Origin of the sequence: Pseudalkalibacillus sp. NRS-1564, from assembly GCF_050467905.1 — a bacterium.
Taxonomy (GTDB): Bacteria; Bacillota; Bacilli; order Bacillales; family Guptibacillaceae; genus Guptibacillus; species Guptibacillus hwajinpoensis_B.
Genome location: NZ_JBITPM010000040.1, coordinates 55,944 through 79,973 on the forward strand (window position 1 = coordinate 55,944; position 24,030 = coordinate 79,973).

The following is a 24,030-nucleotide window of genomic DNA, read 5'->3' on the forward strand; positions in this document are numbered from 1 at the left end:
AAATCATTCATTTCGAGTTCTTCAAATAAGTTGATCTGAGATAACATTGTTAATTTATCTATTTTCATCACCTTCATTCATGTCAAAGTAGTTGTACTCCGTAATTTAGCTTACATCATTTTACCTATTTTATCACTTATACTCAACTATGTTAGGAGGTTAGAAGTCTAACATGGAACAGGTTACGTTATTTACGATTACAAGTTGTATCGATTGCTATAAAATGAAACAGCATCTTAAGGTGAAAAACATCCCGTTTGAAGAAGTTAATTTAATGGAACAGCCAGATCGACAGGATGAACTCATTAAGGTCGCTGGGGAATTCAATGTGCCCTTTCTTGTAGGTGGAAAAGAAGCTCTTTCTTTAGAAGACCTTGAATAGCCAAGCAATAATGAGAGGATGAGAGGCATAATGTAGAGCACCTATTAAAGATGCTATGTTAAATTCACATTCTCCAATCCTTTATACGGCAATGATAGATTCAGTTGCATTAGGTATTGAAAAGGGTTGTGTTTTCGCCTGTTTTTTTAGTTTTTGTGATAAAGGCATGTAACCGTCATATTGAAACATAATCAACTAGAGAAACTCTTGAAATTGCAAATACTTTTCTAAAGTGAGAGAAAAGCAATTGTTGGCTTCAGAAGGCATTCTCCTAACTACAAAGGGGCATAAGATATTTTAAATGTTTTCTTGGAAACAGGAAAATGTCTTTTAATGTTTAATTTATTTGAAGCAAGGGTAAAATTTGGTGTTCACACATTATTTAGATTTTGGGGAGGAACTTATGGTACAACAATCCATTCAATTAAACGAATTACGAGAACGATTGCTTCATGCTTATGAAGCAACACGCACAATGACGAACACCTTAGTGGAACCACTTGAAACGGAGGATTTCACTATTCAATCGATTCCAGATGTAAGTCCTCCCAAATGGCACATGGCACACACAACGTGGTTTTTTGAAACGTTTATTCTGAAAGAATACTGTGAAAACTACAAGTCATTTCACGAAGAATTCGAATACTTATTTAACTCGTACTATGAAAGTGTAGGAAGTTATTTCCCTCGCCATGCAAGAGGTTTGCTGAGCAGGCCAAGTATAGATAAAGTTAGAAGCTATCGATCTGATATTGATGAAGAAATGGTCACTCTTATTCAAGAAATTGACGATAGTAAACTTCACCAAGTTGCTGATTTAGTAGAAATCGGATTGAATCACGAGCAACAGCATCAAGAGCTTTTAATGACAGACATTAAATATAATTTTTCCATTAATCCATTGAAACCCGTCTACCGTTCACTTGAGGTTAATTCTAAAGAAAAAGCTACACCATTAGAGTGGATCTCGTTTGAGGGAGGTCTGATTGAAACGGGTATAAATGAAGATGATGGTTTTTCCTTTGATAATGAACGTCCAATACATAAATCTTGGCTTGAGCCATTTAAGTTAGCGACTAGAACAGTAACGAACGGGGAATATCTTGCGTTTATTAAAGCTGGTGGTTATAAAGAAGCGACCTACTGGTTATCAGATGGTTGGGCAACAGTAAAGAAAGAAAATTGGCAAGCACCGTTGCATTGGGTTGAAAAGGATGGGGAGTGGTATACCTTTACGCTTCATGGGTTAGTTCCACTAAATATAGAAGAACCTGTTACACATATTAGCTACTACGAAGCTGAAGCATATGCAAGCTTTGTAGGTAAAAGACTTCCTTCTGAGTCCGAATGGGAACTTGCAGTTCGCGATCAGCCGATTGCGGGTAATTTTGTTGAAGATGGCATCTATCATCCCGTCGCATCGGTCAAGGAAAATGAAGGTAGAATAAAAAAAGCCTATGGAGATGTGTGGGAATGGACGAAAAGTCCTTATATGCCTTACCCTGGTAATAAACCGCTTGACGGGGCGTTGGGTGAGTATAATGCAAAATTCATGAGCAGTCAGATGATTCTAAGAGGCGGATCATGTGTTACCTCCGTATCTCATATTCGTCCGACTTATCGAAATTTCTTTGGTCCAGATAAACGCTGGCAATTTACCGGCATTCGTCTTGCAGATGATAAGTAATCATTAAAAACTTCGCAATGGATCAGAGCTATTTGAAGAAATCACATAGCCAGAAGAATACTATCCGACTCGAACAGAATCTTAAAGAACTTAAACTGTTAGCAGAGAATTCAGGTTTCACACCAATGAAAACATGGACCGGTCAAGAACAGCTTTTCAGTTTGTACTATCTTAGTGTGAAATAACGTAAGCTTTCTTACAGACATTCAATGATTATTTCGATATAATTGTTAATGAAGATATAGGTGAAGGAGAGATAATCATGAAGAAGATTGAAACAGCTGATTCTTATCAGTCATTCATTAACAATAATGACGTATCCATTCTTAAATATGAAGCAAACTGGTGCCCGGATTGCAAGCGTCTTGACTTTTTTATTGATGATATAATGAATGCTCATCATGAAAAACAATGGGCTCAAATCGATATTGAACAATTCCCTGAAATAACAGAGGAAAATGATGTCATGGGTATCCCGAGCCTTCTTGTCTATAAAGACGGCAAAAAGATTGGTCACTTGCATAGTGCGAATACCAAAAATCCAGATCAGGTGAAAGAATATTTAAGTCAATTTTAAATAAAAGAGAAGGTTGCGAAGGCAACCTTCTCTTATTTTGTTAGAACATATTCAATGGACCCGTCGATTAATGAATGAACAAATGCAACTGTATATCCAATGCTAAGGTAAGTAGAGAGTGTCTCACTACAACGTGGATGTAATGGTTCTGTTGGGGCATGAATACTTTTATACATGGTTTTTACGGTGCTAGAGATGGGTTCACAACGAAGTAGTACAACATGTTTACCGCTCCAAGCGGTACTAATGTGATTTCTATGCATATCACTCTTCCTTTGCGAAAAATATATTCAGGGAATACAGTTAGGATATGAGTGAAATCGTAGGATGTTAGAAGTAGAAATGAAAATTTAAAAATATTTTGAATTTTCATCGAATAACTGGTATATTAGTAGCATATAACGTCAAACTTCTCAATAATCGCATCGATTCACTAAAAAGTTGTGTGTTTTGTAAGTTTATGGTCGGAATGTGTCATTTCTGAATTCTCCAGACAAGGGCAAACCATCCTAAAGGGTGGGACGCAAAGACACAGGTCTAATGTTGGTTCTCCAACGATGACGGCTGGTCCTCCTGGAAAACCCATGAAGGAGGAGAAAAGAATGACCATGGCTAAACCTAAGCCTAAGAAGGTACTTGATCAAGAATGGGTTATTCTCATGAGGGCTGCCAGGGAACTTGGATTGAAGAAAGAAGAGGTACAGGCATTCTTAAGACAACACAAAAACCGACATCTATGAATATACATAAATGCATGACGACCTATAAGGTCGTTTTTTTGTGATAAGCTTTGATGAAAGCAAATACGGTGTGAAATGAATAATCCTTGACTTTAGGGCAATATTTTTTGTATCATATGTCATATCAATTGCATACATAAACCATACTAACTATGAAGGATAAATAGTAGTCAGAATAACCTTGATTTTAGCGATTCGGGGACGGTGGAAGCCCGAACGAGGTCTGATGAAACGGCAGTCTGGAGTTACGTTTCTCAAAGTGGATGCCTTATTTGCATCAACTAGGGTGGAACCGCGGGTGCATAAGCTCTCGTCCCTGGACATTTTTTGTCCATGGATTGGGAGCTTTTTATATTGATTGAGAAAAAAGGAGAGAATGACATGACAATTTCAATGGATCAGATCGTTTCAGTATCAAAGCACAGAGGATTTATTTTCCCTGGTTCTGATATTTACGGTGGACTAGCAAATACGTGGGATTATGGACCACTTGGTGTAGAACTTAAGAAAAATATTAAAGATGCATGGTGGAAGAAGTTTGTTCAAGAATCACCTTATAACAGTGGTCTAGATGCCGCCATTCTAATGAATCCAAAAACGTGGGAAGCTTCAGGACATTTAGGTAATTTCAATGATCCTTTAATTGATTGCAAAAGCTGTAAAACACGTCACCGTGCAGATAAATTAATTGAGGACGCTCTTTCTACTGATGAAGATGACATGATTGCAGACGGCCTTTCATTTGAAGAAATGGAGCGTTTGATGAAAGAAAATCATATTACTTGCCCGGAGTGTGGCAGTGAAGATTTCACAGAAATTCGTCAATTTGATCTTATGTTTAAAACCCATCAAGGTGTAACAAAATCGAGCACGAGTGAAATTTACCTTCGCCCAGAAACGGCGCAGGGAATCTTCGTAAACTTTAAAAATGTTCAACGCTCTATGCGTAAGAAAGTGCCTTTTGGTATTGCACAAGTTGGAAAAAGCTTCCGGAATGAAATTACACCAGGTAACTTTACATTCCGTACTCGTGAATTTGAACAAATGGAGCTTGAATTCTTCTGTAAGCCAGGTAACGAACTAGAGTGGCATGAGTATTGGAAAGAGTACTGCAAAAACTGGCTTCTAAATCTTGGTGTAAAAGAAGATAGCATCCGACTGCGTGAGCATGCAGAAGATGAACTGTCGCATTATAGTAATGCAACAACTGATATCGAGTACAAGTTCCCATTTGGCTGGGGCGAACTTTGGGGTGTTGCTTCTCGAACAGATTACGACTTAAAGCAGCATATGGAACATTCCAATGAAGATTTCACTTATCACGATCAACAAACAGGTGAGAAGTATGTACCTTATTGCATTGAGCCTTCACTTGGTGCTGACCGCGTCACTCTTGCTTTCTTGATTGAAGCATATGAAGAACAGGAGCTTGAAGATGGCACAACTAGAAGTGTGATGCACTTCCATCCAGCGATCGCTCCGTTTAAAGCTGCTGTATTCCCTCTATCTAAGAAGCTTTCTGAAGAAGCGCGTGCTGTTCATGCGGAACTTTCGAAATACTTTATGATTGATTATGATGAGGCTGGCTCAATTGGTAAACGTTACCGTCGTCATGATGAAGTTGGTACACCGTACGCCATTACATTTGATTTTGATTCTGTTGAAGACCAACAAGTGACGATTCGTGACCGTGACACAATGGAACAAAAGAGAATGCCGATTTCTGAACTGAAAAGCTTTCTTGAAGAAAAAACACAATTTTAATGTAGGAAGCCGCTCAAAATTCGAGCGGCTTTTCTTTATAATAAAAAATGACAATGATTCTTATTGATCGTTTACCCGCGAGATTAAACTAACTTGTTGTATAACTAATAAGGAGTGAATAGTAAGTGAGGATTCTATGGGATTTTGATGGCACATTATTTGATACATACCCTGCTTTTACAAAAGTGATGAAAGAATTAGTCTCTAAAGATGTAAAGGAAGAAGATATCTTAAAAGAGCTAAAAGTGTCTTTTCGTCATGCGACGGAAGTGTTTCAATTAACTGAAGAACAAATTAAAACGTTTCGTGAAATGGATAATGCTTTGTCACCAGAAGATAAACCACCATTTCCTGGTTTGAAAACTATTCTTCGAAAAGCTGAATTAAATGTCATCATGACTCATAAACCGCGTGAAGAGGTGATCACGATTTTAAAGTATTTTAATATGGAGCATTATTTCGCTGATCTTGTTGCGGGAGATGATGGATTTCCACGTAAGCCTGATCCTGCATCCTATCACCATTTGAATAACAAGCATCAGCTTGATCTTGCCGTTGGTGACAGAGTACTTGATATTCTCCCTGCTAAAGAAGTGGGAATGAAAACGTGTTTATTTCAGAATGATTCTTCAGGCGCTGATCTATATGTTACTAATTATGAGGACTTGAAAAACCTGTTATGGCCATCTTCGTAAAAAGCTTTTTATGGCCATTTAAAAGTTGAAGTCCTTCATATTCATATGTGATAATACACATATGAATATGAAGGGGATGGTTTTGCCGTGGATAAAAAACTTCGGTTTATTTTAATTACATTTTTATTAGGGGTTTTTCTAGGCGCGCTTGATTCAGGAATCGTTTCTCCTGCCTTAACAACGCTTATAGAAGATCTTGGCATCGATTTGAAATGGACAGTTTGGGTCGTTACGATCTATACACTTGTTTATGCGGTAAGCATGCCGATTGTAGGAAAACTTGCTGACTTATTTGGAAGAAAGCGTATTTTTCTTGCAGGGATTACGTTATTTGCACTAGGTTCCCTTCTTGCGGGACTTAGTCAATCACTTCCTGTTCTATTAGCTGGAAGAGCGATTCAAGCCCTCGGAGGAGGGGGAATCATTCCAATAGCGAATGCTGTGATTGGAAGTAGTTTTCCGAAAGAAAAGCGAGGTATGGCTCTGGGTTTAGTAGGTGCGATGTTTGGCGTAGCGACTATACTGGGACCGAACGTTGGAGGTTTCTTCGTTGCGCAGCTTAGCTGGCGCTGGATTTTCTTTATCAACCTTCCAATTGCTGTTGTTATTATCATAATGGGGTTAAAGCTTCCGGATGACCGAACAGAGAGTAAGAAACCTACACTTGATTGGGGCGGGGCGCTTGTTCTATCATTTCTCATTGTGTCCCTTTTACTAGGTCTAACCAACCTTGAAACGAGTGAATTTCTTCAATCCATCCAATCATTGCTTGTATGGCCATTGTTACTTATCAGTCTTGTGCTTATTTACCCATTGATCAAGGTCGAAAAAGCGGCCGCGGATCCTATACTGAAATTAAGCTACTTTACTGATCGGAATATTGTTCTCGCATTACTTATTTCAACGATTACCGGTATTGGGATCATTAGTATGATTTTCGTACCGTCATTCTCTGAAATTATCTTGTCATTATCAAGGGGCCAGGGTGGTTATGTGATGACAATTTTAGCCGTTGCATCTGGATTCGCAGCACCTATAGGAGGTGTTCTTCTTGATAAGTGGGGCGCCAAACAAGTTGTGTTATTAGGCTTTTCATTAAGTCTTCTTGGCTCACTCGTTTTTACTTATCTAGCAGATGGATGGCTAACCCTTTCGCTTGGTATGGTGCTGTCTGGTGTTGGAATTGGATTTACAATGGGCACACCGCTTAATTACATTATCCTTGAGTTAACTCCTGATCGAGAAGCTGGCGCAGCGCTTTCTCTAGTAAGTTTATTTAGATCTGTTGGAACATCACTTGGTCCTGTTATCCTTGCAGGATTCATTGCGACTTCAGGTTCAAGTACATTTAGCGGTAGCAAAATAACGGATGGAGTAAGGGATATGATTCTATCAGGATATGAGCATATGTATCTAGCTGCTTCGGTTATATTTCTAACTGGACTTATTCTCGGCGTCTTTCTAAAAATGCCGGCAAAAGCCTCACAAAGTTAATTGATTTAAAAAAACCATGTCGAGCGTATTCGCTCGACATGGTTTTTTATTGTCCAAATCGGTTAAGAACTTCATAAAAATGGGTAAGAAATTCAAAAAACTTTCTTTCAGAAGGAGCTAGCTCTCTTCCTTGCGGGATAATGACGCCGACTGTTCTCGTGACGTTTGGCTCTGATAACTCAATTTTGACTGTCTCACCTGGGAGCTGCTCAGAAAGGGTTATCTCAGGTAGTAGACTTACGCCAAGTCCAGCTGCAACTAGTCCTTTGATCGTATCGATATCTTCACCTTCAAATGCAATACGTGGTTTGAATCCAACTTGCTGGCAGGCTGAAGTAACGAGATGATGCAGGGCATAACCAGAGCGAAACAGCACAAATGGTTCATTTTTTAATTGTCCGAGCCGTAGCATTGGATAATCGGCCAGGGGATGAGATATAGGGAGGAGGGCTAATAGTTTTTCTGTAAAGAAAATATGTCCATCAACATCAGTTCGATCTTTCGGCACTGGGGACACGAAAGCAATATCTATCTCTCCTTTACTTACTGCATCGGTAAGATCTTGTACAGATCCCTGTCTTAATTGAAATCCAACGCTTGGGTGCTCCTTTCGAAATGCGGAAATAACGGTAGGTAATGTTTTAGCGGCAAGGCTGTTTGGAAATCCAATTCGAATCGTCCCTGTATCAGGATTTAAAAATTCATATACGGCTTGTCTCGCGCGTTCAATTTCTGAAATGGCCGTTTCAGCATGATCCATAAATATATGTCCTACTTGTGTTAGCTTTACATTCCGGCCTTCTCGAATAAATAACTGCACTCCAAGCTCAGATTCAAGGTTGGCAATTTGTCTACTTACAGCTGATTGTGCGACGTGAAGGGAATTAGCTGCGTCTGTCACATGCTCTCGTTTCGCCACTTCCATAAAATAATACAATTGCCTGAGTTCCATTTAAAACAATCTCTCCTTTGATTCATATCAATATTAGATTAATTATATCTAAATTATATATTGGAAGCATTGGTTAAAGCAATGTACAATAAGTGTAGAATATTTAAACAATTTCGACGTTATGGCGTTAAAGCGAGAAACCATAATGAATTGGGATAAGAGCGAGGAGTGGGATTATGGATAGAAGTAATTTTCCAGAGAAACAAGGATTATATGATCCAATTCATGAGCATGACGCTTGTGGCATCGGACTGATCGCCAATATGAATAATGTGCCTGCACACGACATTATTGAAAAAGGAGTCTATATGTTACGCCAGCTAGATCACCGAGGAGGGCAGGGAAGCGATCCTGACACGGGTGACGGTGCGGGTATTATGTTACAGATTCCACACGAGTTTTTCAAAAAGAATTCAGGATTCAACCTACCAGATAAAGGTGAGTACGGAGTAGGAATGATGTTCCTTCCGGTAGATAATCAGCTGAGACAGCGTGCAAAACAAATTGTTGAGAAAGCAATCAAGGAAGCAGGTCAAGAGTTTATTGGCTGGAGAACGGTTCCTGTAGATGAAACGACAATTGGAGAAGCGGCATGTATTGCTCAGCCTGTCATTCGACAGGTCTTTATTAAGAAAAGCGATATTTCAGCTGAAGAATTTGAACGTAAATTATACGTTATTCGTAAAAAAGCAGAGAAGCAAGTTGCTCAAGATTCACAGTTATCAAAAACAAAGTATTATGCAGCGAGCTTCTCCAAAGATACGATTGTTTATAAAGGGATGTTAACACCAGAACAGCTGGATCAATTTTATCTTGATTTGAAAGATCCTAGTTTTAAATCAGCATTTTCAATGGTGCACTCACGCTTTAGTACAAATACTTTCCCAAGCTGGGATCGTGCCCATCCAAACCGTTATCTTATTCATAATGGGGAGATCAATACTCTTCGTGGAAATGTGAACTGGATGAGAGCAAGAGAAGGAGCTCTTCAATCGGAAGTATTTGGAGATGACATGAAAGACATTGCTCCAATTGTCCGTCCAAATGGAAGTGACTCCTCTTCATTAGATAACTGTCTTGAATTCTTGAATCTCTCAGGCCGTTCATTACCACATGCGGCAATGATGATGATTCCAGAGCCATGGGACCGTGATGCTACGATGCTGGATCCAAAGAAAGCATTTTATGAGTATCATAGTACATTGATGGAGCCATGGGATGGTCCAACAGCTATTGCGTTTACTAACGGTCGTCAAATAGGAGCGATGCTGGATCGTAATGGTTTGCGTCCTGCACGATACGTTATCACAAACGACGACACGTTTATTCTTTCTTCTGAAGTTGGCGTTATTGAAATAGAAGAAGAGAAGATTACAGAAAAAGGCCGCTTAAGTCCTGGGAAAATGCTACTACTCGATCTAGAGGAAAAGCGCCTTGTTGACGATGAGGAGATTAAAGCGCAAATTGCGACTGATAAACCTTACCGTAAATGGCTTGATGAAAACCTTATGAGCCTTTCACCAGAAAAAGTGAAGACAAGACAGATAGATGAGAAAGAACTCGTCCAAACACAGCGTGCTTTTGGGTACACATATGAAGAACTTACAAAAAATATCGCGCCGATGGTTACTGAGAAAAAGGATCCGATCGGCTCAATGGGAAATGACGTTCCGTTAGCTGTTCTTTCTGAGCGCCCACAGTTACTGTTTAACTACTTTAAACAGCTGTTTGCTCAAGTAACGAATCCACCAATTGATTCGATTCGAGAAGAATCCGTTACTTCAACAATGACGCTGCTTGGCCCTGAAGGAAATTTACTTGAAACAAAACCAGGAAGCGCTAGAAGAATTCGTCTTGAAACACCTATTTTAACAGATAGTCGATTTGAAGCGATTAAGGCATTAGATGAAGAGGACTTTCATCCTGAAACACTTAGTTTATTGTTTAATGCAGCACGTGGTGAAACGGAAATGGAGCATGCACTTCTGGCGTTATTCCGTAAAGCTGATCGCGCAATTAAAAACGGGAAAAGCATACTTGTTCTTTCTGATTTTGGAGTGAATCATGAGAAAGCGGCGATTCCTTCTTTACTTGCTCTAAGTGGCCTTCATCATCACTTGATTAAACGCGAGACGCGTACGAAAGTAAGTTTGATCGTAGAAACAGGTGAAGCTAGGGACGTTCATCAGTTTGCTATGTTAATTGGTTACGGAGCAGACGCCATTTATCCATATGCTGCTTATGACTCGATTGACCATATGATTAACGACGGGACGATTGGGGGCTTTTCTTTCGATGATGCCATTGATAATTATATTGATGCTGCGACAACTGGAATTGTAAAAGTGATGTCTAAAATGGGCATTTCAACAATTCAAAGCTATCGAGGAGCGCAAATTTTCGAGGCAATTGGAGTTAGCAACGAAGTAATCGATCGTTATTTTGCTGGTACAGCTTCGCAAATTGATGGTATTCCAATCGATATTATTGCAACAGAAACGTTAATGAGGCATCACTTTGCTTATCATGATTCTGAATATAGTGATCTTACACTTGAAACAGGTAGTGAATTGCAGTGGAGAAATGGCGGAGAGCACCATTCATTCAATCCGAAAACCATTCATACACTCCAACACGCTGCAAGAAGTAATAACTATGAATTATATAAGAAATTCTCTGGCATGGCGCTAGAAGAGAACCTCACTTATTTAAGACAGGCGATTGATTTTGGTTCGAAAGATGCGATTTCGATTGATGAGGTTGAAAGTGTTGAATCGATTACTCGTAGGTTTAAAACGGGTGCAATGAGCTATGGTGCCTTAAGTGGTGAAGCTCACGAAGCTCTTGCGATTGCAATGAACCGTATAGGTGGACGTAGCAATAGCGGTGAAGGTGGAGAGGACCCTTCTCGTTTCACTCCTGATGAAAATGGTGATCTTCGTCGAAGCTCTATTAAACAGGTAGCATCAGGTCGATTTGGTGTATCAAGCTACTACTTAAGCAATGCAGATGAAATTCAAATTAAAATGGCTCAAGGTGCGAAGCCTGGTGAAGGTGGTCAGCTACCAGGGAAGAAAGTATACCCGTGGATTGCTGAAGTTCGTGGCTCGACTCCAGGTGTTGGACTGATTTCACCACCTCCACACCATGATATTTATTCGATTGAGGATCTTGCCCAGCTAATTCATGATTTAAAGAATACAAATCCATCTGCACGAATCAACGTAAAGCTAGTTTCAAAAGCAGGCGTTGGAACGATTGCTGCAGGTGTAGCTAAGGGGCTTGCAGATGTTATTCTCATTAGCGGATATGAGGGTGGAACAGGAGCATCTCCAAGAACGAGTATCAAACACGCTGGTCTTCCATGGGAACTTGGTCTAGCGGAGACGCATCAAACACTCGTATTAAATGATTTACGTGATCGTGTTGTTCTAGAAGCTGATGGAAAAATGATGACTGGTCGCGACGTCGTGATGGCAGCTATTCTAGGCGCTGAAGAATTTGGATTCTCGACAGCACCGCTAGTCGTTCTTGGTTGTATTCTTATGAGAGCGTGCCATCTTGATACGTGCCCGGTTGGTGTAGCTACTCAAAACCCTGAACTACGTAAGAAATTTATGGGGAATCCGGATCACGTAGTGAACTACATGCAGTTTATTGCACAAGAAGTTCGTGAAATCATGGCTGAGCTAGGCTTTAGAACGATCGAGGAGATGATTGGACGTACGGATGTACTGAAAGTAAGTCGTCGCACGAAAGATCACTGGAAAGCAAGATACCTTGATCTAAAACCGCTTCTCTATCAGCCGCATGTGTCAGAAGAAGTTGGACGCTTCAAACAGCGTGATCAGGATCACAAGTTAGAAGCTGCACTTGACAATACGTCAATTATTCCTGCAGCACTCGGTGCGCTCGAAGAACAGAAGCCGTTTGAGGGATCTTATGTTATTCGTAATACAAACCGCGTTGCAGGTGCTCTACTAGGACATGAAATTACGAAGCGCTATGGCGCAGAAGGACTTCCAGAAGATATGATTCGCTTACACTTCACAGGTTCAGCAGGTCAAAGTTTTGGAGCCTTCGTACCAAATGGCGTCACAATGCAACTAGAAGGCGATGCAAATGATTATGTAGGTAAAGGGTTATCAGGTGGGAAACTGATCATCCATCCGTCAGCTAAAGCTGAATTTGCTCGTGATGAAAATACAATTGTAGGTAACGTTGCTTTCTACGGAGCAACTTCAGGTGAAGCTTATATTAGTGGTCTCGCAGGAGAGCGATTCTGTGTGAGAAATAGTGGTGCAAGTGCGGTTGTTGAAGGTATTGGAGACAACGGATGTGAATATATGACAGGTGGCCGTGTTGTTGTTCTTGGCGAGACCGGGAAGAACTTTGCAGCAGGTATGTCAGGTGGAATTGCTTATGTTCTTTCAGATGACCAGGAGGCGTTTAAGCGCAATGTAAATGCTGAAATGGTTCACATTGAATCACTACGTAACTATGACGAGATTCTTGAAGTGAAGCATATGATTCAGCAGCATGCATACTTTACTGATAGTCCAAAAGCGATCCGTTTCATTCAAAACTGGAATGAAGTTGTCGGGAAGATCGTGAAAGTAATTCCGAAAGAATTTAAGAGAATCACAGAATCATTAGAAGAATTGAAAGAAAAAGGCTATGAAGATGACGACGCAGCATATGAGGTGTTCCAACAGGCTAAGAACGGTCAAATGAAGCCACGTCAAAGCGACTTGGAACCGGTATAAGGGGAGGTATTCGATTGGGTAAGCCAACAGGTTTTTTAGACTATCCTAGAGAAAAAGCACGTGAAAGAGATCATTCAACACGTTTAAAAGATTGGGAAGAATACCAGCTTCCTCAATCTGAAGAAAATCTGAAAACGCAAGGGGCACGCTGCATGGATTGTGGCACGCCCTTCTGCCACTCAGGTATAGAACTAAATGGGAGTGCATCGGGTTGTCCACTTTATAATTTGATTCCTGAATGGAATCACCTTGTATATCAAGGGAAATGGAAAGATGCGCTAGATCGACTTCTTAAAACGAATAACTTTCCGGAATTCACCGGTAGAGTTTGCCCGGCACCGTGTGAGGGAGCCTGCGTAGCAGCTATTCCTGACGACGCTGTTGCAATAAAAAGCATCGAGAAGGAAATTATTGATCGCGGGTTTGCAGAAGGTTGGATGACACCCCAGCCTCCCAAAAATCGTACAGGTAAGAAGATTGCCATTGTAGGATCAGGTCCTGCTGGTTTAGCAGCGGCTGATCAGCTAAATAAAGCTGGTCATACTGTCACTGTATTTGAGCGTGACGATCGTATTGGTGGTTTACTAATGTACGGTATTCCTAATATGAAGCTTGATAAAGAATTAGTTGAGCGACGTGTGAAGCTTCTTGAAGATGAGGGAGTAACCTTTATTGCGAATACCGAAATTGGGAAAGATGTCACTCAAGATGAGCTTCGTGATCAGCATGATGCTGTAATTCTTTGTACAGGTGCTCAAAAGCACCGTGATCTTCCGATTGAAGGTCGTAAGCTCGGTGGCATTCATTATGCCATGGATTATTTAAGACAGAATACGAAGAGTTTGCTTGATTCTAAGCTTCAAGATAACAAGTATGTTTCTGCAGAAGGTAAAAATGTTATTGTCATCGGTGGCGGAGATACTGGAGCGGACTGTGTGGCAACTGCGCTCAGACACGGTTGCAAAAGTGTACACCAATTTGGTAAACACCCGCAGCTAACTGCCGACCGTATGATCGATAATCCTTGGCCAGAATTCCCTAAGGTTTTTACTCTTGACTATGCTTATGAAGAAGCGCAAGCAGAGCACGGGGAAGATCCTCGTCAATATTCCATCATGACGAAAAAATTCGTTGGTGACGAAGATGGCAATGTGAAGGAACTTCATACGGTTACAATCGAAAAGCATGTTGATAAGATGGGCAATGTGTTCATGAAAGAACTCCCTGGTACAGAGCAAGTTTGGCCAGTTGAGCTTGTATTCATTGCTATTGGATTTACTGGACCTGAAGAAGGGGTTCTCGAACATTTTGAAGTAGAGCAGGACAATCGGAAACGAGCGAAGGCTGAATTCGATGACTATCGCACAAACGTTGATGGTGTTTTTGCAGCAGGTGATGTTCGCAGAGGACAGAGTCTCATTGTATGGGCGATAAATGAAGGTCGCGGCGTTGCACGCGAGACCGATCGTTATCTTATGAATAAAACTGTCATGCCTTAATTGAAATAAAAAAGCACTCCTATGAAGGTAGTGACCCCGAAAGTTAGAGTAAAACTAACTTCCGGGGGTCATCACCGAAGGGGTGCTTTTTCACTTTGTTACGATGAACGATCTTTCGTGTGGATGATGGCGAGCACAAGAGCGGAAAAGCTGACCATTAACGACAGGGCCTCAAATACGCTTAGCATCACATCACTCCTTTACATATAGAATGTCACCAGCAGGGGTTGTCCTATACGCATAAGTGGAAAAGATTTGACATAAGAATACAAATTTTATACACTTAAATAAAATATCTCGAATTCGAGATAAAAGGCATCTAAAAGAACAAATTAGACGATTAAAAACCGTACTATACGGGAACCTTCTAAAGTGGATGTAATATTGAAAAGGAGACTTGTCATTTATGAAGCATACAACAGGAATACATCATATTACTGCAATTGTAGGAAATCCTCAGGAAAATATTGATTTTTATAGTGGGGTTCTTGGTCTTCGTCTCGTTAAAAAAACAGTGAACTTCGATGATCCAGGAACATACCACCTTTATTTCGGAAATGAAGAAGGGGCACCGGGTACAATCATGACCTTTTTCCCATGGTCGAAAGCACATGATGGAAAGATTGGCTCGGGTCAAGTTGGCGTAACTAGCTTCGTTGTGCCAGAAGGCAGTTTAACGTTCTGGAAAAAGCGTCTTGATAAATTAAATGTAGAAAACGGTGAGATGACTCGGTTTGGTGAAAAGGTTCTCGCTTTTGATGATCCACATGGACTACACCTTGAACTCGTTGAAAGAGAAGAAGGGGAGCGAAACACGTGGAGCTTTGGCGGTGTTAGCACAAAACATGCAATCAAAGGATTCGCTGGTGCTACATTATTGACCGGCAAGCCGGAAGCAACTATGAATGTGTTAGAAGAAGTTCTTGGTTTTATTCGTGTAGCTGAAGAAGAAGATTTTGTTCGATTTAAATCCAGTGATTCGATAGGCAACACGGTCGACGTGAAGAAAACACCGCTAGAGTCTGGAAGCATGGGCTCAGGTACCGTCCATCATATTGCGTTTCGGGCTAATGACTTCAATGATCATGAAGAATGGAGAAACTTACTCGAAGAAAAAGGGTATAATCCAACTCCGGTCGTGGATCGACAGTATTTCAATGCCATCTACTTCAGAGAAGAAGGTGGAATACTGTTCGAAATAGCGACGGATCCTCCAGGGTTTGCAAAAGATGAAGACCCTGATGAAATGGGGAAAAAGCTTCTTCTACCACCATGGCTAGAAGAGAAACGATCTCAAATTGAAAATCATCTTGAACCAGCAGAAGCAAGAGTTCTAAATGGTGACAAATGATGAAGCATCTTTTTAAACAAGGAAAGAAAGAGCTTCCGACCCTGTTACTACTTCATGGTACTGGCGGAACAGAAGAAGATTTGGTTCCTTTAGCTGAGCTTATTGCGCCTGGGCACTCCATTCTGAGTGTGAGAGGGAATGTATCAGAAAACGGGATGGCGCGCTATTTCAAACGATTAGCAGAAGGCGTTTTTGATGAAGCGGATTTAATAGAGAGAACACATGAATTAAATGCTTTCATCGATGAATCATCAGAAAAATACGATTTTGAGCGTAACAACGTTATTGCAATAGGCTACTCGAATGGCGCCAACATCGCAGCTAGCCTTCTATTCCACGATGCAAAGGCGCTTAAAGGCGCTGTCCTACATCATCCTATGGTGCCACTGCGTCATCTGGAGCTACCGAACCTTAAGCAAAAACGAATTTTTATAGGCGCTGGTGAAAATGATCCCATTTGCGCCCCTCAAGAAACAAAGGAACTTCAGGAAATGTTCTCTCATGCTGGGGCAGAGGTAACGGTTCATTGGGAAAGTGCAGGTCATCAATTAACGAGATCAGAAGTAGAAAAAGCGGCAGAATGGTTTAAGAAAAACTATTAGAACAGCTGGTTGATATTAATTAGTTATACAATAAAAAAAGTGGAAGCGAGTAACAAAATCAAATGATTTTGTTGCTCGTTTTTTTATATGTTCATGTGATTTATCTAGAATTTTTCATCAATAAAGTTAGGAATGATTACGTAGTAGCTCATCATCGTTGGCTTACTTAGTATCGGAAAGTTGTTTTGGAACGATAGAAGAATAGCGGAAATTCATTGTTAATAGAGCTTAATCGTTTAATTAGAGAAATGCGGCCCTGTTATCCCGATAACAGGGCCGCATTTTCATTTAAGCAACTGATTTGGATGTTTTCTTTTTATCACGATCGATGACAGCTGCCCCAATAATATCACCAAGTACGTTCGAAGCTGTACCAGCCATGCCAATCATGACGTCAACTCCAGCGATTAAAGCAACAATTTCTAAGGGAAGGTTAAACATGGTTAACACTGCTGATAATGTCACTAGGCCGGCAGCGGGAATCCCTGCCGTTCCTATGGAGAGAAGTGTACCTATGGCAACAATGGTCACATAATCCATAACGGAGAAGTTTAACCCGGTGACGTTTGCAGCAAAAACGATCGACACACCCATTCTTAACGCCCCTCCATCTGAATTGAAGACGGCCCCGATTGGTAAAGAAAAGTTCACAATTCGTTCTGAGATGCCGGCTTTTTTAGCAGAGTCAATCGCGATTGGAAGCGAAGCGATACTACTTGATGTAAAAAATGCTGTTAAGTAAGCATCTTTCGTTTGAGAAAAGAAGTTTTTAATACTTAATTTCGCGTACTTTAGAAAAGAAGTATAAATCAATGCCCAAAGTAATAGAACGCCTAAATAAAAAACACCTGTGAAAGCAAGTAAAGATTGGAACGTTTGCCAGCCTTGATTGCCGAAGGATGTTGCACTAATGGCGAAGATGCCAATCGGTGCATAAAGCAAAATACCTTGCAGTAACAAAAAGAATAAGTCATTTGCAGCGGAGAATAGCTTATGAAGTCTCTCGCCAGATTCGCGCAGGTCATTTTTCTCAGAATAGCGCATTTTCCCCATAGTTAATCCAATGATTACAGCAAGAAAGAGTATACCCATGAGTTGTCCTGAAGAAAAGGTTTCAAAAAGGTTATTCGGAACGATATTTAAGAGAACATCAGAAAAACCAGGAGTGTCAGGCTTTTCAACTTTCGTATCCGGAAGTGTTAGACCAGACCCAGGGCTAATCCATAAAGCGATTGTAACACCTATTAAAACAGCGGCTGCTGTTGTTAATCCGTAATATACTAACAGTTTCCCACCTAATTTCCCAAGGTATTTTGGGTTCATTTGATTGATTGCGAGCACAACTGTTAGAAAAATAACTGGAATGGCTATCAGGTTAAGCAAGTTGATTAGAATGGTGCCAAGCGGTTTAATGAATTCTATACTTGAGCCAAAAAGAATTCCCGCTGTAATACCAAGTATAAAGCCAAGCGTCATTTTTAGTATGAATGAAGAATTTTTATACATATGCCACATTTTTTGCATTGTTCCACCTCTTATTAAATAGTGTTATTAGTATAACAGCTAGATAATAAATTGTTTAGAATTTAAATTTTCATTTATCGTATTTGTTAAAATTATATGGTTTATATAACAATGAGCCAATGGTGTTTATGTTAGTTGATAGCACGTGTCCACCGAATACAGTTTCACTTCATTTTTTATTTCAATATAGTTTCTAAGGTGGAGCTGTTCTCTCCGGAAATCATCTTAAACGACATGGTATACTAGCTTTGAAGGAAATTAAAGGAGATAATCGGATGATTTTTACAACTGCAGGGAGACCGACTGAAGCACTCATTAAAGAGGCTATAAAACTGAGTCATTATTATGAAGGTACTTACATATCAAGAGAAAAACGATCGATTCAACAAATCATTGACCTTTATCAGGAAATAGTTGTGGTTGTCGGTTTTGATCGATTATATTTGTATAAAGAAAGCGCTGAAACACCGATTTTCTTTCATCCAAACTCAGCCATGTTTCGTTGCAGGGCGGTTCTAAATGGACGTGATGATGCGTTCATTAAAGCGAGTGGGCTTAGTGAAGGAATGAGCTTGTTAGATTGTACAGCAGGTCTTGGTTCTGACAGCATCGTTGCGAGTTTAGTAGTAGGCGAATTCGGTAGTGTCCAAGCAATTGAGGGATCAGAGCACGCACTATTACTTCAAGAAGGATTAAAAAAATGGGAAAGTAATAATAACTACGTAGATAAGGCGATGAGGCGAATAACAGTTCGAAGTAATAAATATGAAGACGTATTACCTCATTTAATGGCGAACTCGGTTGATGTTGTATATTTTGACCCAATGTTTGAAGATTCTATTTTAGCATCTGACGGCGTTTGTGGCATCAAACAGGTTGCGATTTATGGTGCACTCACAGAAAATATGGTGATAGAAGCTAGACGAGTTGCTCGCATAAGAGTCATTTTAAAAGATTCTTGGAAAAGCTCGCGGTTTGAACAGTTAGGTTTTCAACAACAAATTCGAAAAACATCGAAATTTCATTATGGAATACTTGAATGCAAGGAGTGAGGCGCTTTGTTACCAGACCATCTTGATCACCAGTTGAAAATTTTGTTTATCGGTTTTAACCCTGGACTCCAGTCCGAGAACGAGGGGCATCATTATGCAAACCCAACAAATCGTTTTTATTCTGTATTAAAAGAAGCGGGTCTTACAGATCGTAAGCTCTTACCAGAGGAAGATCATAGGCTTTTAGAATATGGATATGGACTCACGAATATCGTAGATCGTCCTACGCGAGGAGCGGCTGACTTAACGTCTGATGATTACACAAAAGGACGAGAGCAGCTTAGCAAGAAAATTAGGTTGTACAAGCCCAAAGTCAATTGTTTTGTAGGAAAAGGAGTTTACCAGAAATTCTCGGGTGTTAGAAAGGCTGAGTGGGGATATCAACCCGTTACTCAAATAGGTGGTGTGCAAGATTTTGTGGCACCATCAACTAGCGGATTAGTTAGGATGACGCTTGAGGAATTAGTAGAAATCTATCGGCATTTAAGTACAATGCTAAGAAAATGAACGACATAGATTTTGTACTCATTCGAGAATCAACAATATCTAGCTAAGTACAGAGAAATAGTCCCTTCGTAAGAACATGTCGTACATTACTGGTGCAACATTAATCGAAAATCCTCTAATGATTACCCATTACGAGCATATATTATTTAAAAAGCTATGTTAGTTAATAGTGATGATATATCGGCTTTCGGTAAAAAACAACAACGTTCAATCTAGCCATTAAAGAGGGTGAATGGTGTGGCTTTTATGTTTGATAAAGATCGATTTGTAGATGATCGTTCCTTAAGTCTGAGCGTGAAAAACAAAGGGCTAAACTATGGTTTAGGTTGCATAGAAGGTATCCGTGCATTTTGGAATAAAGAACAAAAGCAACTTTTTGTTTTTCGATTAGATGATCATTTTAAAAGGTTCCACGGCTCTGGAAAAAGCTTGTATATTCCCATTCCCTATTCTATAGATCAGTTGTCTGAGATTACCAGACAGTTACTATTAATCAACCAAGTGACTCAAGACGTTTATATACGGCCGCTTTGTTTCAAAGGAGCTAATACGTTACGTCCAGATTTAAATGATCCATTAAATCATCTAGCAATCTATCTGGATCTTACCGAGTATGAGCCAAAAGCTTCTATAAATGTATGTGTTTCCTCTTGGACAAGAGTAGGAAGTAATATGATTCCTCCACAAACAAAATCAACAGCTGGTTACTTGAATTCAGGGTTGGCAATTAATGAAGCGATGTTAAACGGTTATGATGGGGCTCTTTTTTTAACTAGAGAAGGGAATGTTAGTGAAGGAGCTACTAATAACCTCTTTATCGTACGAGGGAATGAAGTTGTGACTCCTCCAGTATCAGATGATATTCTTCCTGGAATCACTCGGAATACCGTTGCTCAAATTGTATACAGAGAGTTAGGATTATCAATGCGAGAACAGAGTATTACGAGAGTTGAGTTATACGAGGCAGATGAAGTGTTTCTTACGGGAACGGCTATTGGAATTAAGCCAGTAGTGGAGATAGATCGGAGAATAATAGGAAATGGTAAAATCGGTCTGATTACACAGAAAATCCAAAAAACGTATGACCAGATCGTTCGTGGGGAAATGTCATCCTATATTAGCTACTGTACTTCTGTGTATTAAAATGCAAAGATCTTCGAGCTAAATCGCGTAAGGTACTATATCCTTTACGATGTAATTTTTTTATTAAACGAGTAAATAGAAGAGAAAATCAATTTGCCAAACCGTTAATCTTAGCACCAGCATAAACTGCTTTTATTTCTATTTATGTAGTATTTAATTTTATTTTGATATACTTTACTGACGATTTCTACCATTATTTCTTAGCGGTTTAGCGAATTGGTTTATTAGTTGGATGAGACAGGATATAGAAATGGGGTCCATCAATAAAAGGGATGTCAAGTATATTTATTATAGATAAAACGGTTATCACCATTTAGGGACAAAGTGATAACCGTTCATATTTTCTATACAAATCGTAGCAACAATCGCTTCAACAGAGGCGTTAAATAAGCGGGAATCTCATTAGCAGAAGGAATCACAAGGCTTTGTGTGCCGTAGATATTTCGCATCGTATTTTTTTCCTTTTCCTGTGGTTCCCCGTTAGATAAGAAAACACCGATTACTTCAAAGCCTTTTTTCCTTGTTTGCATCACGGCTTCATGAGTATCAATGATACCATTTTCGCTGTAATCGTATGCGGAAGGCTCGCCGTCTGTAAACACAAGTAAAATTTTATGTTTTTCATTTCGTTCAGCTAATTCTTGAGCAACTTTTCGAATCGCATACCCATCCCGATTGTCTTCTTCAGGTTCCAATTGCATAATTTTAGCCCCTTCATGAGCTTGAGTCGATCGGTTGTAATCAACAATTTGAAACAGGGTATTCGGTTGTTCCTGATCATCAGCATCGAATGCATCTTCATAGAATCCAGTGATCGAGTGTTTAATATTTAGTCCTTTTAGCGTCTCATGGAAAAGCGTAATACCTAGTCGTGTTTCTTCCATCTTGTCGTACATCGATGCCGAGCAATCGACGAGTAACGAGAACGTTACATCAAGCTCTGTACTAGGCGCATTCTTTTTATAAAAGAGACGAGGGTTTTCGTCTGTTAATAGCCTTAGTAGCTTGCGGTTCAATCGTCCAAAATGAAGATCACTTCTAGGAGCAATTTGTTTTTGCTCGATCGTTTTCTGGATCGCAGCACGAAGTGATTTTTCAGCGTATTGGATGTCAGCCTTCGCAGTTCGATAATTCGAAAGCTCTTCAGAAGTTGGTTTTTCGGCATGACGAATCACTTCTTTTACGTTTCGATTCGCTTCACCTAGAGGATCCTGTGAAGAAGCAACTGCTTTTGTATCACGACTTTCAAGAATTGCCTCTTCATCAAACTGACTGCCCTCTGACTGCTTAGAAGCACCTTGGACACTGACAAAGGCCTGATCACCAGATTCTTCTTTTCGCTCGCCTTCTCCGATCAGATCTGATTTAGCGCCTTCTTCTAAGTCAAATTGAAGGAAGTTGGATCCTTCTTGCTCCTGCTCTTCATGCCACGTATTCATTTCCTCATCATACGTTTCTTTATCTTCTTTATCAGTCGTTTCCATCGTATCGTCACTTTTTAACTGACGAGCTTCTTCATCTTCAACAACAGTGGAAGCGTTGACCGAGGTTCCATACATCGTTAAATATTCTGTTGTCATATCGAAATGATCAACATTCAGCTCCTGACAAAATGCGCTTGTGAGAGTGGCAACGTCTTTTGTTGAACTAGCTTTAGAAATCTCTATAATTAAATGGCGCAGATAGGGCTTATATTCTGCTAGTTCATTTCCTAGAGCAACTGGTTTACCGATCGCTTGTAGATAGATTGCGCAGAATAATGCATCAAGCAGCTGATTCTGGCGATTATGAACTTCAAGACGACCACGAAAACGCTTTTGAAATAACATTCGTCTTGTATCAAAAGCAGCGCTCATTCCTGGTCGGATAGACATACAAATCTGCTCGAGTCTTATATCCTCTAATAATGCAAACAGTTGTTTACGGAAAAGAGGATGTGATTGTTGTTTGATAGTGGAGAGGTAGTGATCTACTTCATTGAAATTCGTATAATGAACATTACCAAGTGCACGAAGGTAGATATCACTTTTCATACCATCATATTGCGTTCCATCAAAAATATCATTCCAATAATGACTGACCGTAATCAACTGTTCAGCTGGTCTGTAGTAAGAATGGAAAGCGAACTGAACTTCACTCTCTAGATGACTCAGTGTTTCCGCGAGATCAGATAAACTTAGATGAAGAAACGGATCAGTCTGATTCTCAGCAAAGTTTAGAAACTTCATTTATGATTTCTCCTGATAACGTCCGAAAATTGTTTCTGCGATGTTTTCCACTGCAGCTTTTTCACGCTCATCTTCAAGCTTATCTGTAATCGCTCGTTTAATCGCGCGTCTCGCTTCCATAAATGTTGTTAAGTCACAAGCGTCTAGAAGTGAACGAGGAGAGGCGGCTTCCTCTGAAATTTGACCATCTCTTACTTTTGATTGAAGGTCAGCAGATAACGTAACAAACTGATCCAGCTGTTTTGAATCATCTAAAAGCGATTGTTCACTTAACATTTCTTTTAAAGCTTCTCCCTGTAGGTAAGGTACTTCTATCACGATAAAACGATTTTTTAATGCTTCATTTAATGGTGCTGTTCCAATATATCCTTCATTAATTGCAGCAATGACGCCAAAGTTCTCTTTTGCCCGAACCGTTTCTCCTGTGAAAGGGTTTAGAACCATACGACGATAGTCAAGTACACCATTTAGAATGGGAAGTGTTTCTGCTTTAGCTGTATTAATTTCATCAATATAGAGAAGTTCGCCGTTTTTCATCGCGTTTTCTACTGGTCCAGGAATGAATGTAATATGAGCATTGTTTTGTTCGTCATATGTTAACGTTTTATACCCTAGAAGCGCTTCCGCATCAAGGTCAACAGAACAGTTAATCGAGTACATTGGCTGGTTAAAGAAGTAGCTAATTAGTTCGGCAAGTTTTGTCTTACCAGCACCTGTTGGACCTTTAAGAAGCACATTTTTACCTAGAATCAAAGCTGTGACGGCATCTTTTACGATCGACATATCTGGTGCTGTATAGCCTTCAGATCCGATGAGATAGTGCTCTGGATTGGAGTTTGCCTCGCGTCTTGCTTCAATACGGTCTTGTATTTTATCTGGAATATCAAACGTTTCATATAATTGCATCTTTTATACCTCCGAGTTTCGAATTCATGTCTATTCAAAAGTTAACTATAACGGAAAAAAAACAGTCTCTGTCTAATGAAAGTCGTTCTAATGCCAACGTCAATCATTTTACCAGGCGGAATAGATGAGCTATACTAGTTCTAGCAAGTAGGCCTAAGAAA

19 protein-coding genes and 1 riboswitch are annotated in these 24,030 nt (G+C 39.9%); of the genes, 14 read left to right on the forward strand and 5 right to left on the reverse strand.

The window, feature by feature from the left end:
• Positions 1 to 172 precede the first annotated feature (172 nt).
• From ACIFPW_RS18200 to ACIFPW_RS18230, 7 genes are all read left to right on the forward strand, one after another.
• A complete protein-coding gene (locus tag ACIFPW_RS18200) occupies positions 173 to 382 on the forward strand; it encodes a glutaredoxin family protein (protein WP_430246403.1) in 210 nt (69 codons plus the stop codon).
• 403 nt (positions 383 to 785) lie between these two features.
• Positions 786 to 2,069 (forward strand): ergothioneine biosynthesis protein EgtB, encoded by a 1,284-nt coding sequence (gene egtB / locus ACIFPW_RS18205; RefSeq protein ID WP_430246405.1) that lies wholly within the window; start codon positions 786 to 788, stop codon positions 2,067 to 2,069.
• 262 nt (positions 2,070 to 2,331) lie between these two features.
• A complete protein-coding gene (locus ACIFPW_RS18210) occupies positions 2,332 to 2,646 on the forward strand; it encodes a thioredoxin family protein (protein ID WP_194221634.1) in 315 nt (104 codons plus the stop codon).
• A gap of 488 nt (positions 2,647 to 3,134) precedes the next feature.
• A riboswitch (cyclic di-GMP riboswitch) is annotated at positions 3,135 to 3,223 on the forward strand.
• A 25-nt stretch (positions 3,224 to 3,248) separates the two neighbouring features.
• Positions 3,249 to 3,386, forward strand: coding sequence for an anti-repressor SinI family protein (locus ACIFPW_RS18215; protein ID WP_242057390.1), 138 nt, complete (start codon positions 3,249 to 3,251; stop codon positions 3,384 to 3,386).
• Between the two features lie 381 nt (positions 3,387 to 3,767).
• Positions 3,768 to 5,150 (forward strand): glycine--tRNA ligase, encoded by a 1,383-nt coding sequence (locus tag ACIFPW_RS18220; RefSeq protein ID WP_430246407.1) that lies wholly within the window; start codon positions 3,768 to 3,770, stop codon positions 5,148 to 5,150.
• Between the two features lie 125 nt (positions 5,151 to 5,275).
• On the forward strand, positions 5,276 to 5,845 hold the full coding sequence (locus ACIFPW_RS18225; RefSeq protein WP_430246409.1) for an HAD-IA family hydrolase: 570 nt from the start codon (positions 5,276 to 5,278) through the stop codon (positions 5,843 to 5,845).
• 87 nt (positions 5,846 to 5,932) lie between these two features.
• Positions 5,933 to 7,339 carry an MFS transporter gene (locus ACIFPW_RS18230; RefSeq protein WP_430246410.1) on the forward strand — a complete coding sequence of 469 codons (1,407 nt, stop codon included), beginning with the start codon at positions 5,933 to 5,935 and terminating at the stop codon, positions 7,337 to 7,339.
• Between the two features lie 46 nt (positions 7,340 to 7,385).
• Here ACIFPW_RS18230 and ACIFPW_RS18235 read toward each other — a convergent pair whose 3' ends face one another.
• On the reverse strand, positions 7,386 to 8,291 hold the full coding sequence (locus ACIFPW_RS18235; RefSeq protein WP_194221638.1) for a LysR family transcriptional regulator: 906 nt from the start codon (positions 8,289 to 8,291) through the stop codon (positions 7,386 to 7,388).
• A 176-nt stretch (positions 8,292 to 8,467) separates the two neighbouring features.
• On the opposite strand from ACIFPW_RS18235, the gene gltB reads away from it, so the two are divergent.
• Complete coding sequence (gltB, locus tag ACIFPW_RS18240) at positions 8,468 to 13,057, forward strand: glutamate synthase large subunit (protein ID WP_430246413.1); 4,590 nt, start codon at positions 8,468 to 8,470, stop codon at positions 13,055 to 13,057.
• A 14-nt stretch (positions 13,058 to 13,071) separates the two neighbouring features.
• Positions 13,072 to 14,556: a glutamate synthase subunit beta gene (locus tag ACIFPW_RS18245; protein WP_430246415.1), complete on the forward strand. Its 1,485-nt coding sequence runs from the start codon at positions 13,072 to 13,074 to the stop codon at positions 14,554 to 14,556.
• A 98-nt stretch (positions 14,557 to 14,654) separates the two neighbouring features.
• Here ACIFPW_RS18245 and ACIFPW_RS18250 read toward each other — a convergent pair whose 3' ends face one another.
• Positions 14,655 to 14,744 carry a putative holin-like toxin gene (locus tag ACIFPW_RS18250; protein ID WP_224880206.1) on the reverse strand — a complete coding sequence of 30 codons (90 nt, stop codon included), beginning with the start codon at positions 14,742 to 14,744 and terminating at the stop codon, positions 14,655 to 14,657.
• Between the two features lie 218 nt (positions 14,745 to 14,962).
• Between ACIFPW_RS18250 and ACIFPW_RS18255 the strand changes: the two genes are divergently transcribed.
• Together ACIFPW_RS18255 and ACIFPW_RS18260 are read left to right on the forward strand one after the other, a co-directional pair.
• Positions 14,963 to 15,907 carry a ring-cleaving dioxygenase gene (locus tag ACIFPW_RS18255; RefSeq protein ID WP_430246417.1) on the forward strand — a complete coding sequence of 315 codons (945 nt, stop codon included), beginning with the start codon at positions 14,963 to 14,965 and terminating at the stop codon, positions 15,905 to 15,907.
• Entirely contained in the window at positions 15,907 to 16,509 is a 603-nt protein-coding gene (locus tag ACIFPW_RS18260; RefSeq protein WP_430246419.1) for an alpha/beta hydrolase, read from the forward strand. The genes ACIFPW_RS18255 and ACIFPW_RS18260 overlap by 1 nt, the downstream gene beginning before the upstream one ends.
• A 288-nt stretch (positions 16,510 to 16,797) precedes the next feature.
• Here ACIFPW_RS18260 and ACIFPW_RS18265 read toward each other — a convergent pair whose 3' ends face one another.
• A complete protein-coding gene (locus ACIFPW_RS18265) occupies positions 16,798 to 18,033 on the reverse strand; it encodes a dicarboxylate/amino acid:cation symporter (RefSeq protein WP_430246421.1) in 1,236 nt (411 codons plus the stop codon).
• A gap of 275 nt (positions 18,034 to 18,308) precedes the next feature.
• Here ACIFPW_RS18265 and ACIFPW_RS18270 point away from each other — a divergent pair, with 275 nt between their 5' ends.
• From ACIFPW_RS18270 to ACIFPW_RS18280, 3 genes are all read left to right on the forward strand, one after another.
• Positions 18,309 to 19,085 carry a class I SAM-dependent methyltransferase gene (locus ACIFPW_RS18270; RefSeq protein WP_430246422.1) on the forward strand — a complete coding sequence of 259 codons (777 nt, stop codon included), beginning with the start codon at positions 18,309 to 18,311 and terminating at the stop codon, positions 19,083 to 19,085.
• Between the two features lie 6 nt (positions 19,086 to 19,091).
• Positions 19,092 to 19,592, forward strand: a complete 501-nt coding sequence (gene mug, locus ACIFPW_RS18275) for a G/U mismatch-specific DNA glycosylase (protein WP_430246424.1) — start codon at positions 19,092 to 19,094, stop codon at positions 19,590 to 19,592.
• Positions 19,593 to 19,838: 246 nt separating this feature from the next.
• Entirely contained in the window at positions 19,839 to 20,735 is an 897-nt protein-coding gene (locus ACIFPW_RS18280; protein ID WP_430246581.1) for a branched-chain amino acid transaminase, read from the forward strand.
• Between the two features lie 344 nt (positions 20,736 to 21,079).
• Here the strand turns inward: ACIFPW_RS18280 and ACIFPW_RS18285 are convergent, their stop codons facing one another.
• Positions 21,080 to 22,963, reverse strand: a complete 1,884-nt coding sequence (locus tag ACIFPW_RS18285) for a vWA domain-containing protein (RefSeq protein ID WP_430246426.1) — start codon at positions 22,961 to 22,963, stop codon at positions 21,080 to 21,082.
• Positions 22,964 to 23,869: an ATP-binding protein gene (locus ACIFPW_RS18290; RefSeq protein ID WP_430246428.1), complete on the reverse strand. Its 906-nt coding sequence runs from the start codon at positions 23,867 to 23,869 to the stop codon at positions 22,964 to 22,966. It lies immediately after the preceding gene.
• Between the last annotated feature and the right edge of the window lie 161 nt (positions 23,870 to 24,030).